Source organism: Microvirga mediterraneensis (assembly GCF_013520865.1).
Lineage (GTDB): Bacteria > Pseudomonadota > Alphaproteobacteria > Rhizobiales > Beijerinckiaceae > Microvirga > Microvirga mediterraneensis.
Window position 1 is genome coordinate 140,039 of the sequence record NZ_JACDXJ010000001.1, and the last position, 12,170, is coordinate 152,208.

Sequence of the window (12,170 nt, forward strand, 5' to 3'; positions counted from 1 at the left end):
AATGAATACACCTTATGCGTGGCAGACCACCACAGCGCACACCGGCTCTGCCCTCTTCGACGAGGGCCTGCGCCAGCACATGCTGCGGGTCTACAACACAATGGGCATCGGCCTTGTGGTGACTGGCCTCGTGGCCTTCTTCGTCGCCTCGACACCGGCCCTCTACGTGCCGATTTTCCAGACGCCGCTCAAGTGGGTGGTGATGCTGGCACCCTTGGCCTTCATCTTTTTTTTCTCGTTCCGCATGGAACGGATGACCGCAGCCTCCGCGCGCACCGCCTTCTTTGCGTTCTCGGCCGTGATGGGCCTGTCGCTGGCATCCGTTTTCCTGGTGTTCACGGGTGCGAGCATCGCCCGCACCTTCTTCATCACGGCCGCCATGTTCGGCGCGACTAGCCTCTACGGCTACACGACCAAGCGCGATCTCTCGAAGTTCGGCTCTTTCCTCGTCATGGGCCTGATCGGCATCATCATCGCGTCCCTGGTGAACATCTTCCTCGCTTCGAGCGCGTTGCAATTCGCGATCTCGATCATCGGCGTGCTCGTATTCACGGGCCTGACCGCCTACGACACGCAGTCCATCAAGGAACAATACGCCGATGGCTTCGGTCACGAGACCAACAGCAAGATGGCCGTGTTCGGCGCCCTGTCGCTCTACCTGAACTTCATCAATCTGTTCCAGCTGCTCCTCAGCCTCACCGGGCAGCGGGAAGACTAATCCCCGTCCATTGCCAGAAAGGATCGATTTACATGGACCATCAGGATCGCCAGGCCATTGAGCAGCTCTTCGGCAAGATCGCCCAGGTCGAGCGCCAGACCACGCCTCCGGATGCACAGGCGGCCGAATTCATCCGCTCGCAGATGAACCAGCAGCCGAATGCACCCTACTACATGGCCCAGACCATCGTGGTGCAAGAGCAGGCGCTGAGCGCCGCCCAAGGCCGCATCCAGCAACTGGAGCAGGAGATCGCCAGCCGCCCTGCGGGTGGCGGCGGCTTCCTGTCGGGCCTCTTCGGCGGCGGACAGGCTCGTCCCCAGCCACAGCCCCCCTCTTACCAACCTCAGGCGATGCACGGCATGCCGCCTCACATGAACCCCGGCATGACTCCCCGCGGAGGCGGCGGATTCTTGGCCGGCGCGGCCCAGACCGCCATGGGCGTTGCCGGCGGCGTATTGCTGGGCAACATGATCGCGGGAGCCTTCTCCGGCGGCAGTGAGGCCAACGCGGCGGATGCCGGTCAGGCTGAGCCCCAGCAGGCCGCCGCCGAAGACTTCGGCGATGCCGGGGACGACTTCAGCTTCGAGGAAGATGTCTGATCCGGCAGCAGGAGTTGCCCTGAGCATCCTTCGCTCAGGTAGTTCCCGATAGACAACAGGCATCGGCGCGGATTGCGCCGATGCCTGTTGGTTGCGAACTTGAAGGGATACCAAGTATGGGCAGTTTCGATCCTCCGGGATGTGTTCGGAAGAACGCTCGCCCCTGATGAGGAGTTTCGCTTCAAGGCAACGGCTCGCCGCGACAAGCTGTCGGCTCAGGTTTAGGAGCGGGACGGTAGCACTCCCTGTCCAGGATAGTCCAAGCTTCGGCAATCTGAAAAACCTTACTCGACCACGCGGGACAGGATCCTGGGATCAAGGCCTATATTCAGCGGTTGGATGGCAAGGGACAGGCTGCTGCTTCCGGTGAGATTGGCCACGTGTCCTTCGAAGCAGGCGGGGTCGACCTTCCGATTTCTGGATACGGATGAATGTAATGCAGAGCCCTATAGGTCCTCGCCCTCAGGCGTGTGGATGGTAGCGGAGTGCCGGACGAACTAGCGGCCCGCCGAACTGGAGGGCCGAGCCTCACTGAACCCATGACCATAGGATTCCTGAATGGACTTCTCCTGGATTTCCGACCCAACGGCCCTCGTGGCTCTTGCGACCCTGGTGGTGATGGAGGTTGTGCTAGGCATCGACAACCTCATCTTCATCTCAATCCTGACCAACAAACTGCCGGAGCACCAGCGTTCGAAGGCACGCCGCATCGGCATCGGCCTAGCGCTGATCCTCCGCCTTGGATTGCTCGGCACCATTGCGATCATCGTCACTCTGACCGAACCGATCTTCACTGCCTTCGGCAATGACTTCTCCTGGCGCGATCTCATCCTGATCGGCGGCGGCCTCTTCCTGGTTTGGAAGGCTACAAAGGAAATCCATCACAACGTCGATCCCACCCCATCGGATGACGTGTTCAACACGGCGAAGGCCACCATGACCTTCGGGGCAGCCCTTACGCAGATCCTGCTACTCGATCTCGTATTCTCCCTCGACAGCATCATCACGGCGGTTGGCATGACTGACATCGTGATGATCATGGTGATCGCGGTCGCCACTGCCGTAACGGTCATGCTCCTCGCCGCAAATCCTCTAGCCCGGTTCATCAACAATAACCCGACTGTGGTGATGTTGGCGCTCGGTTTCCTGCTCATGATTGGCATGACATTGATCGCCGAAGGGTTCGGGGCCCATGTGCCGAAGGGCTATATCTATGCCGCCATGGCGTTCTCGGCTCTGATCGAAGGCTTGAACATGCTCTCGCGGCGAGCCGCCCGGGGCAAGGCCGCAAGATCCTCACCTAAACCAAGAACTTGATACTGAAAGGCTGCGTCTACGGCAGCCTCTGCCTTGGCTTTATCCCGTCGATAGGAGTGCTTGAATGGTTCGCCCGAAACGTCTTGCCACCGCCCTCACCTGCGCCCTTGTTCTGTCCGGAACCGCCGCCTTGGCCCAGACCAACAGCTCTCACCGGAGCGAGGATGTGGTTGTCGGCAAGGCACATCGCCTGGGGGTCTATGGCAACGTGCAGAAGGACTGCACGCCGGGGCCGCAGCCGACAATCCGCGTAGTGGCTCCTCCCAAGCACGGCGAGTTGAACGTGCGAAGCGGGAAGCTCAAGGCGGGACGGATCTCCCGCTGCCCGAAGCTGGAGGCTCCCGCTCAAGGGGTCTTCTATAAGCCCAATTCAGCTTACAAGGGGGTAGATGAGGTCAGCTATGAGGTGAAGTCGGCCAGCGGCAGAGTGGAGAGCCACACCATCAGGATCACCGTGAAAGAGGCGATGCCTGCGGATAGCAGGCCCACTCCGGATGCCGACGCTGACCTCTGAGGACAGACAGATCTGCTGCTCGTGCTGAAGCGCCGGTAACGGAAGGGCCGCCCGATGCGGCCCTTTGCGGTTCCTAATAGGCTGCTGGGCGAGCCAACTTCGAGCCGACAGCTTCCAGGATCAACCGGTGCGCTCGCTCAACGATGTCATCCAACGACTGTGTCTTCACGAACATGGTTGAGCCTCGCGCCCAAACCTCGTCCCTCGTTGGAAGATGAGGCAGATGAACCTGGGCCAGAACCTCATGGGCCTTGTGCTCGGCCGTCACGAGCTTCGCCCGCAGATCGGCGAGGCTCGGGGTGGTTTCCAGAACATGGCTCAACTTGGTGGCAATGTTCTCGATATTGAACGTCGCCATAAGATCACCGGCCGCCCTGTCGATCACCCGTGAGCCGAGCTTCTGCTCGTTCCTGCGCACCGCCTCGGGTGGGCTCTTGAGGTCCCACACCACGCCAAGCCAGGAGAGCGTCTTGATGATGTAGAAGGTCGGATCAATTTCCCACCAGCGGAAGCCCTGACGCACGCTGGCCTGATAGGCATGGTGGTTGTTGTGCCAGCCCTCGCCCATGGTGAAGAAGGCCAGCAGCCAGTTGTTGCGGGAATCGTCACCCGTCACATAGCGCTTCGAACCATGAACGTGGGCAAGCGAGTTGATGCAGAAGGTAGCATGATAGACCGCCACCGTGCTCCAGAAGAAGCCAACGATGAGGCCCGGCCAGCCCGCGATTAGGAATGCAATCACGGCAAGGATGATAGCGGGAAGCAGCTCGTATTTATGAAGCCACATCAACTCCGGATACTTGGTCAGGTCGCCGACCTTCACGAGATCGACCGTGTCATGCTTTCGGGCAAAGATCCAGCCCACATGGGCGAAGAGGAAGCCCGTGTGCCGGGGTGAATGCACGTCATGCTCGGTGTCTGAGAACAGGTGGTGGTGCCGATGCTTGGCGGCCCACCACAGCACGCTCTTCTGGGCCGAGCTCTGGGCAATGCAGGCGAGGACGAACTGGAACACGCGGCTCGTGGTGTAAGAGCGGTGTGAGAAGTAGCGATGGTAGCCGGCCGTGATCCCGAACATCCGTAGCCAGTACAGGATGATGCCGAGCACGACCGCCTCCCGGGTCACGCCGGTCCAAAGAGCTGCAAAGCACACCGCGTGGACGAGGAGAAAAGGGATGACCTGCGGGTAGATGATGTCATCGTGATCGTGATGATCGTGATGCGGCGTCTTGGAAGGTCTAGGAGAACTCATTCTATGCCCGAAATATGGTTATGGTTGTTGTGCATGCGCTGTCCCGCACGCTCATGGGACACTGTTTAGCTATAAACTGACGGGACGAGAAGATGGGTTCGGTGCGACTTAGCAGACCTGCCAACAAGGCCCCTCAAGCGAGTTGCCCTCAGACGGCAGATCGTCGCACCGGACAACTTGCCGACGTTGGGGATTCGATGGAGTCACGAGCCAATGGCCCGCACCGCCTGAAGCGCCGTCACGACGTAATCCGCGCAGAGGCTGCGGCAGGATCGCGTCGTGACGGCCCTTGATGCGCGGCACGTTGACGAAGCCGGCCAAGATAAACCGTGGCGGCTTCGCTCAAGTCCTTACTGCTTTTGAACCGCCAAGCGGATGACGTTCCATGAGGCCGGCGCGAGCTTGGCCCGCACCTGCTCTCCCCAGATCTCGACACCCTCCAGAGGAGCGGGCGTGACGGTATCCGGTGAGTCCTTGGTGTTAACGGCCATCAAATCGTCATTACGCAGCTGGTGTGCCTCCTTGACCGCAAGGCCTTCGAAGCCGCGCACAAGCGCTTCCATGGACAGGGTCGCGTCGAGGCTGCGATTGAGCGCGAAGATGGTGATGCAATTCTCGTCGTGGTTGTAAACCACCGACAGTTTGAGATAGGGCACCTCCGAGATCGGGAACCGCAGGTCGGACGTTCCGCGCGGATCGTAATATGTGGTCTCGTAGGTGGGCGAGTTCACCTTCGTCTGCAGCACCGTGCCGCGGCCGAGCGTGCTCATGTCCTTGAACGGATAGAAGATCGTCTGACGCCAGGCGGGTCCTCCGGTCTCGGTCATGATGGGCGCAATGGCGTTCACCAGCTGCGCCAGGCAGGCCGACTTCACCCGGTCCGCATGGTTGAGCAGGGAGATGCAGGCGCCACCGAAGGCGAGCGCATCCTGCATGTTGTAGATCTCCTCGAGGATCTGGGGCGCGACGGGCCAACCGAGCTTCACCCGGCCTTCGTTCTTGCGCCGGGTCCGGTACCAGACGTTCCATTCGTCGAAGCTCAGCATGATCCGCTTGGCCGATCGGCGCCGGGCGGCGACCGCGTCCGCGATGGCGACGACCTCCTCGATGAAGCTGTCCATCAGGTCCGGGCTCGCCAGGAAGGCCGGCGTATCGTCCGCGTAGTTGTTCAGGTAGGTGTGCAGGGAGATGTACTCGACGTGATCGAACGAGTGATCGAGCACCGTGTCCTCCCAGGTGCCGAAGGTCGGCATGTTGCGCGAGGAGGAGCCGCAGGCTGCGAGTTCAATGGTCGGATCGATCCACTTCATCAGCTTGGCGGCCTCGGAGGCGATGCGCCCGTACTCCCAGGCAGTCTTGGTCTCCATCTGCCATGGGCCGTCCATCTCGTTGCCCAGGCACCAGAACTTCACATTGTGCGGCTTCTCCCATCCATGAGCACGGCGCAGATCCGACAGCTCCGTCCCGCCCGGGAAGTTGCAGTATTCCAGCAGGCGGCGCGCATCGTCGGGGCCCCGAGTGCCGAGATTGACGGCCATCATGGGCTCGACGCCGGCTGCGCGGCACCAATCCATGAATTCATTCGTTCCAAACGTGTTCGGCTCGGTCGACATCCAGGCGAGATCGAGCCGGCGTGGACGGTTCTCCACGGGCCCGACACCGTCCTCCCAGTTGTATCCGGAAACGAAATTTCCGCCCGGATATCGGATGATGGTCGGCCCGAGTTCACGGACGAGTTCGAGCACGTCCTTTCGAAACCCCCGCTCGTCGGCGTTTGGATGGCCCGGCTCGTACAGACCGCCGTAGACGCACCGTCCCAAGTGTTCGACGAAGGCCCCGAAGAGACGAGGATCCGTTTCCGCGATGGAGAAATCGCGGTCAATGGTGACTTTGGCTTCTTTCATGGGGAGACTCCGATCAGTGAAGTGCGATCTCGGTTTGTGTGAACCAACGATAGGTTGAGGAATGGATCAGGTGGCGGTGGCGGTCGCGGGGATGCCGCCCGTGACGCTGTCGTCCCGCCAGGCGTCATCAACCGACAGGACTGCCTGGCGAAGCTTGATGGAATAGGGATGCTGCGGCGCGGCCAGCACCGTGCGGGCGTCGCCGCCCTCGACCACCTTGCCTTTCTGCATGATGATCAGACGATCGCTGATGTAATAGGCGGTCGCCAAGTCATGCGTGATGTAGATGATCGAGACCCCGAATTCGTCGCGAAGCTTCTTGAACAGGTTGATGACCGTCATGCGCAGCGATGCGTCGATCATCGAGACCGGTTCGTCGGCGACAATCAAGGACGGACTGGACACGAGCGCACGCGCGATCGCCACGCGCTGGAGCTGCCCGCCCGACATCTCGTGCGGATAGCGCCCCCGCACTTCCGCGAGCGACAAGCCGACCTTGTGCAGAGATTCGTCCACGCGATCCGCCGTCTCGTCGAACGTGCGGCATTCCATAAAGCGATTGGCCGCGCTGAACAGGTAGCGGTCAACGCGCTTCAGGGGATTGAACGCATCGAAGGGGTTCTGGAAGATCGCCTGCACATGGCTCATGAAGTCGATTCGCGCACGGCGGCTGCGGATATTGCGCAGATTCTCTCCCCTGAAGCGGATTTGGCCGCTCGTGGGGGCAAGACTGTTCAGGATCATGCCTGCGAGGGTCGTCTTTCCACTGCCCGACTCCCCGATGATAGTGAAGACCTCGGGCTTGTCCGCCGCGAGGGAGAAGCTGACATCGCTCACGGCATGAGTGGCTCGCCGCGAGACAAAACCGCCTCTCGTGAAGGTCTTGTTGACGTGCTCGACGTCGAGAAGGTTCGGCCTCATGCGCTCACCTCCCTACGCGTCCGGCCGGACCCGAGCGGGGTCGGCTTGAGCAACGTGACAGGCCGTCCGGTGCCCGGGCAGCAGTTCCACCATGGGCGGAGCCTCGCGGCGGCAGACGTCGATGGCGAGCGGGCAGCGGGGATGGAACCGGCAGCCCGCCGGAGGATCGGCGAGGCTTGGCGGCGAGCCTTCGAGCCCCTTCTTCGGCGCCTCGTCACCGATGCGCGGCAGGCTGGAGATCAGATGCGCCGTGTAAGGATGGAGCGGCCGCTTGAACACGTCCCTGGTCCTGCCCTCCTCAACCAGCCGACCGGCATACATGATGCCGAGGCGGTCGGTCAGGTTGGCGTGCACCGCCATGTCGTGAGTCACGAACATGACGGAGGATCCGAACTCCTGCTGGATCTCCCGGATCATCGAGAGGACGCCCTTCTGGACGATCACGTCCAGCGCCGTCGTCGGTTCGTCGGCGATGATGAATTCCGGGCTGCAGATGGTCGCGAGGGCAATGGTCACCCTCTGGCGCATGCCGCCGGACAATTCGTGCGGATAGGCCTGGAGAACCGCGGGATCGAGGTGGAGGCGCTTCAGGTGCCGCTCCACGAGGCTCGTGAAGTCGGCGCCTTTGGCGGAGACATGCGGCAACGCGAAATCCGCGAAGGCATGCTTGATCCTCCGGACCGGGTTCAGCACGCTCATGGAGCCCTGCATGATGTAGGACAGGCGACTCCAGCGGATCGCCGACAATTCCTGCGGCGACAGCCTGTAGATGTCCCGCTCCCCATTCTTGAAGGAGAAGCGCACCGAGCCTTCGACCACCCTGAGCGGAGGTCGGATAGCGCCCGCGATGGTCTTGATGAGGGAGCTCTTACCGGAACTCGATTCACCTGCGAGGCCGTAGATCTCGTTACGGTTGATCTTGAGGCTGATGTCGTCGACCGCCCTCACCTCGCGGTCGATTCCGAACAGCTTCACCTTGTAATAAGCCTTCAGCCGATCCACCGAGAGCAGCGGGACGGGTTTCGGCGCCGTAATTTCAAGGGACGAAGGGATGGAGCGAAGTTCTGCGATCATGCCTGCCCCCCGAGGCGGCTGAGGCGGCTGCGCGGATCGATGTACTCATTCATCGAGATGGCGAGCAGGAACAGCCCGATGAACAGCATGATCACCAGCAGGACCGGGAACGTGATCCACCACCAGATGCCCGACACGAGGGCGGTATGCTGGTTTGCCCAGTAGATCATCCCGCCGATGGTGGGCGTGTTGATGTCGGTGAAGCCGAGGACCGACAGGGTCACTTCAATGCCGATTGACCAGTTGATGTTGTTCATAGTCGTCGAGAACACGATCGGCAGGACGAACGGCAGATGCTCCTGAAGAACGATCTTACCGGTGCTCATGCCAGAGAACACCGCCTGGCGGGTGAATTCGCGGGTCCTTAGGCTCATGGCGATGGATCGGATCAGCCGTGCGTCGTAGGCCCAGCCTAACAGCGCCGTGATGACGGCGAGCATCGCCCAGGTCATCTGATTGCGCATGATGAAATAGAACAGCACCAGGATGGGAAAAAGCGGGACAACGACGAAGGTGTCGTTGATCGACATGAGGACCCGGTCGACCCAGCCGCCCTTGTAGCCGGAAATCAGCCCGACCAGGAGCGATATCACCCGGCTAAGAGCCGCCACAACGATGCCGAAAAGAAGCGTGTTCCGGATCGCAAAGGTCAGCTGCCAGAATACGTCCTGCCCGCGTGACGTGGTGCCCAGCGGATACTCCCACGACGGCGGCACATCGGGCGGCACGACGTAAACGTCCATCGGCGGATAGGGTGAGAAGAAGGAGCAGGAGGCCACGGCCAGCACGATCAGAACGAGCATCAGGCCGATGGCGAACTCTCCGTTGTACCGGAAGAGGTCGCGGAAAATCCTGAACGTGTTCATCAGCGTGCCTCCACGCGCGGGTCGATCAGCGGATAGAGCAGATCGATCAGCAGGACCGTGGCGGAGACCGCAACGATCGATACGGTAGTGATGCCAAGCACCAGGCTGTAGTCGCCAGCATGGACCGCGCTGATGAGCAGCGAACCGACACCCGGGTAGCCGAAGACCTGCTCGGTGATGATCGCGCCGTTGAAGATGGCTCCCAGCTGCAGCGCAAGGCCCGTGACCTGGGGACCGAGGGCGTTGCGCATCACGTAGGACTGCAGGATCTTGCTGCGCCTGACGCCCGCCAGCTCCGCATAGACCACGTAGTCCTCCGTCACGATGTTGGACACGAGGGCGCGCATTCCCATGAACCACCCGCCGATGCCGACAGCCATGAGCGACAGCACGGGAAGGATCGAGTGGACCACGACATCGAGAGCGAACGCGAAGGTGTCGGAGCGGTCCGAGGCCATCGTGGCTCCGCCGCTGATCGGCAGAACAGGCCAGAGAAAACCGAAGATGATGAGAAGAACAAAGGCGACGACGTAATAGGGAATCGGGTGGATTCCCATGCTCAGGACGCCGAACGCCTTGAGGATGCGGCTGTTGCGGTAGTAGCCCGCGAGGCCACCGAGCAGATTGCCGAGAAACCAGGTCAGGAGCGTCGAGACCAACAGCAATCCGACGGTCCAGGGAAGGGCTCGCAGGATGAGCTGCGAGACCGGTGTCGGAAAGGCCGACAAGGAGGGGCCGAAGTCACCGACCAGAACCCGCTTCCAGAACGCCACGTACTGTTCCCACGGCGTGCCCTCGAGACCGTAGAGCTGACGCAGCGACTTCCGCATCATCTCGATGGCTTCCGGACTGGTCGCCCCGTAGGTCGTCGCAGCCGAGATCGATTGCTCGACCGGATTGATCGGGGTCATATGCGTCACCACATAGGTGATGTTGATCCCGACGAAGACGACGACCGCGAACTGCACGAGCCGCTTGGACAGATAGGCCAGGTAAGCCTTCATGGACCTCTCCTTGTCTGATGGAAGTAAGGAGTTGTCTGCGGGCTATGGCTGCTTGGGCTTCAATTTCACCATCATCGAGCGGGAATTGCCCCAGTTCGGCACGGGATTGGCATAAGGATTGTCCGCCGTCGGATATCCTGTCCAATAGGTCTCATCCATGGCCGTGAAGACGTTGTATGCCATCAGTGGGATGATCGGCATCTCGCGCACGATGAGCTTGGCGTAATCGCGGCCGAGCTCGACGGTTCGCTTGTCGTCGAAGGAAATCCGCCGCACCTCCTCGATGATCTTGTCGAGTTCCGGATTGCTCCAGCGCTGCCAGTTCCGGGGCGACTGCGTCTTGCCCGGCGCTGCGACGAACTGGGAGTGCCAGCTGTCGAGAAAGAACGACAGGTCGGGATGGCCGCCATAGGTCTCGACGCTCCAGGAGATCAGCGTCTCGAAGTCGCCGGCGATGCGCCGATCCAGCATAGTGGTGCCCTGGGCAACCTCCGTTTTCGCATCAATGCCGAACTGACGCCATTGCTGCACGATCATGGTTCCGGCACGGGTCAGTATCGGGCGGCTGTCGCCTTCGACCATGAGCTTAATGGAGAACGGCTTGCCGTCGGGTGTGTACCAGGCGTTGCCGCGTTTAGTGTAGCCGGCCTTTTCGAGGAGTTCCGTCGCCGCCTGCAGATTGGGCTTCCACCAGCCGTAGCCGAACGCCTTCCTGATCTCCGCCGGATCTGTTGGGATCTGCTCCTTCATAGTGGGACGCAGCATGTCGGCGATCTGGTTGCCGATGGTCGGGTCGTACGGCTTGACCTTGCTCTTCCCGGTGTCGATCTCGTAGGAGGCAAGCCACTCCTGGAGCGGGATGTGATAATCGTCCGGATGTGTTCCCGTCGGCGGAATTCCGATCGGCGAGAGCGTCGCGGCCCCGCGATAGGACGCCATCGACACGGCCTTGACGTCGATCAGCAGAGCCAGCGCCCAGCGCACGTCGCGGTTCTGGAAGGCTGGATTCTGCATATTGAAGATTACCGACGGCAGGGTCGGATCGGGATGCGCGAACGGGAAGTTCGGGAACCAGGTCTTGAGGCTCGGCGACTGCTTGGTCAGAGTGAACATGCCCTCGGGGGCGATGTCGTGCACGACGTCCAGGTTGTGATTGAGCTGCGCTATCACGCGCTTGTCCGGCGGGCCCGGATCGATATAGGCCGCGAACTTAGGGCCAGGCTCGCCGTAACGCCCGAGCGTGGTGCGCTGCCAGTCGTCACGCTTCTGCCAGATGTACCACTTCCCGTCCGGGTCGTAGCTATGAATCTTGTAGGCGCCAAGGGACACGGGCGGATTGAAATCGAACCTCTGCGGATCCGCCGCCTTCTCGAAGACGTGCTTCGGCATGATCCAGATTGCGTTGAACCGAACCGTAAAGAGCGAGTGAAACCGGGAGTTCGGCTTCTTCAGCTTGAACACGACCGTCCACGGCTCCGGCGACGACACGCTCTCGACGTTCAGTGCCAGCAGGGCGCTCCAGCGCATACCTGGATTCTTGATCTGGGTCTCAACCGTGTAGATGAGATCATCAGGCGTGAACTCGCCCCCGTCACTCCAGTAGATCCCCGGACGCAACTTGACCGTCATCTCGGTGAAGTCCGCGTTGTAGATCGGCTTTTCCGCCGCAAGCGAATTTTCCCACACACCGTCGAGTCCACGCTCGGGATCGATGTACCAGAGCGTATCAAGTGCGAGCTGATGCAGGCCAGTGTACTGTCCGCCGGCATTGATGGTCCAGATATTGAACCATCCAGGGTTCTTGATCGTGCCCTCAGGGTTTTCGAGAATGATGGTCTCGTTGCGCGGTACGCCCGGGACATTGGTTTGAGACATTGCGGTGGTCGCTGCCAGAGCCAAACCGGTGGCAACGGTAAGCAGGCGTAAAATTCGCATTGGCGCTCCTCCATGGTCAATTTTTATCTTTTTTCTTAGTTAGCCCTCAATTATTGGGATTGGTCA

The 12,170-nt window shown here is 60.9% G+C and carries 11 protein-coding genes; 4 read left to right on the forward strand and 7 right to left on the reverse strand.

Annotation, left to right across the window (positions count from 1 at the left end; genetic code table 11):
- The first annotated feature begins 1 nt into the window (after position 1).
- The 4 genes from H0S73_RS00645 (at position 2) to H0S73_RS00660 (ending at position 3,148) form a co-directional block, all read left to right on the forward strand.
- Entirely contained in the window at positions 2-718 is a 717-nt protein-coding gene (locus tag H0S73_RS00645) for a Bax inhibitor-1/YccA family protein (protein ID WP_181050326.1), read from the forward strand.
- Positions 719-750: 32 nt separating this feature from the next.
- The gene (locus H0S73_RS00650; RefSeq protein ID WP_181050327.1) at positions 751-1,317 is read left to right on the forward strand and encodes a DUF2076 domain-containing protein; all 567 of its coding nucleotides are present in this window, start codon (positions 751-753) and stop codon (positions 1,315-1,317) included.
- Between the two features lie 558 nt (positions 1,318-1,875).
- Positions 1,876-2,634 (forward strand): TerC family protein, encoded by a 759-nt coding sequence (locus tag H0S73_RS00655; RefSeq protein ID WP_181050328.1) that lies wholly within the window; start codon positions 1,876-1,878, stop codon positions 2,632-2,634.
- Positions 2,635-2,698: 64 nt separating this feature from the next.
- Positions 2,699-3,148 (forward strand): 4-aminobutyrate aminotransferase, encoded by a 450-nt coding sequence (locus H0S73_RS00660; protein WP_181050329.1) that lies wholly within the window; start codon positions 2,699-2,701, stop codon positions 3,146-3,148.
- Between the two features lie 73 nt (positions 3,149-3,221).
- Here H0S73_RS00660 and H0S73_RS00665 read toward each other — a convergent pair whose 3' ends face one another.
- The 7 genes from H0S73_RS00665 to H0S73_RS00695 form a co-directional block, all read right to left on the reverse strand.
- Positions 3,222-4,400: an acyl-CoA desaturase gene (locus H0S73_RS00665; protein WP_181050330.1), complete on the reverse strand. Its 1,179-nt coding sequence runs from the start codon at positions 4,398-4,400 to the stop codon at positions 3,222-3,224.
- Between the two features lie 350 nt (positions 4,401-4,750).
- The gene (gene arfA, locus H0S73_RS00670) at positions 4,751-6,304 is read right to left on the reverse strand and encodes an arabinosylfuranosidase ArfA (protein WP_181050331.1); all 1,554 of its coding nucleotides are present in this window, start codon (positions 6,302-6,304) and stop codon (positions 4,751-4,753) included.
- 66 nt (positions 6,305-6,370) lie between these two features.
- Positions 6,371-7,225: an ABC transporter ATP-binding protein gene (locus H0S73_RS00675; protein ID WP_181050332.1), complete on the reverse strand. Its 855-nt coding sequence runs from the start codon at positions 7,223-7,225 to the stop codon at positions 6,371-6,373.
- A gap of 12 nt (positions 7,226-7,237) precedes the next feature.
- Positions 7,238-8,299, reverse strand: coding sequence for an ABC transporter ATP-binding protein (locus H0S73_RS00680; RefSeq protein ID WP_181050333.1), 1,062 nt, complete (start codon positions 8,297-8,299; stop codon positions 7,238-7,240).
- Positions 8,296-9,165 carry an ABC transporter permease gene (locus tag H0S73_RS00685; protein ID WP_181050334.1) on the reverse strand — a complete coding sequence of 290 codons (870 nt, stop codon included), beginning with the start codon at positions 9,163-9,165 and terminating at the stop codon, positions 8,296-8,298. Before H0S73_RS00685 ends, H0S73_RS00680 begins: the two co-directional genes overlap by 4 nt.
- Positions 9,165-10,169 (reverse strand): ABC transporter permease, encoded by a 1,005-nt coding sequence (locus tag H0S73_RS00690; protein WP_181050335.1) that lies wholly within the window; start codon positions 10,167-10,169, stop codon positions 9,165-9,167. Before H0S73_RS00690 ends, H0S73_RS00685 begins: the two co-directional genes overlap by 1 nt.
- 42 nt (positions 10,170-10,211) lie before the next feature.
- Positions 10,212-12,104: an ABC transporter substrate-binding protein gene (locus H0S73_RS00695; protein WP_181050336.1), complete on the reverse strand. Its 1,893-nt coding sequence runs from the start codon at positions 12,102-12,104 to the stop codon at positions 10,212-10,214.
- Between the last annotated feature and the right edge of the window lie 66 nt (positions 12,105-12,170).

Coding starts and splice junctions, on each gene's coding strand:
- H0S73_RS00645 (WP_181050326.1), top strand. CDS start 2: ATGAATACACCTTATGCGTGGCAGACCACCACAGCGCACACCGGCTCT.
- H0S73_RS00650 (WP_181050327.1), top strand. CDS start 751: ATGGACCATCAGGATCGCCAGGCCATTGAGCAGCTCTTCGGCAAGATC.
- H0S73_RS00655 (WP_181050328.1), top strand. CDS start 1,876: ATGGACTTCTCCTGGATTTCCGACCCAACGGCCCTCGTGGCTCTTGCG.
- H0S73_RS00660 (WP_181050329.1), top strand. CDS start 2,699: ATGGTTCGCCCGAAACGTCTTGCCACCGCCCTCACCTGCGCCCTTGTT.
- H0S73_RS00665 (WP_181050330.1), bottom strand. CDS start 4,400: ATGAGTTCTCCTAGACCTTCCAAGACGCCGCATCACGATCATCACGAT.
- arfA (WP_181050331.1), bottom strand. CDS start 6,304: ATGAAAGAAGCCAAAGTCACCATTGACCGCGATTTCTCCATCGCGGAA.
- H0S73_RS00675 (WP_181050332.1), bottom strand. CDS start 7,225: ATGAGGCCGAACCTTCTCGACGTCGAGCACGTCAACAAGACCTTCACG.
- H0S73_RS00680 (WP_181050333.1), bottom strand. CDS start 8,299: ATGATCGCAGAACTTCGCTCCATCCCTTCGTCCCTTGAAATTACGGCG.
- H0S73_RS00685 (WP_181050334.1), bottom strand. CDS start 9,165: ATGAACACGTTCAGGATTTTCCGCGACCTCTTCCGGTACAACGGAGAG.
- H0S73_RS00690 (WP_181050335.1), bottom strand. CDS start 10,169: ATGAAGGCTTACCTGGCCTATCTGTCCAAGCGGCTCGTGCAGTTCGCG.
- H0S73_RS00695 (WP_181050336.1), bottom strand. CDS start 12,104: ATGCGAATTTTACGCCTGCTTACCGTTGCCACCGGTTTGGCTCTGGCA.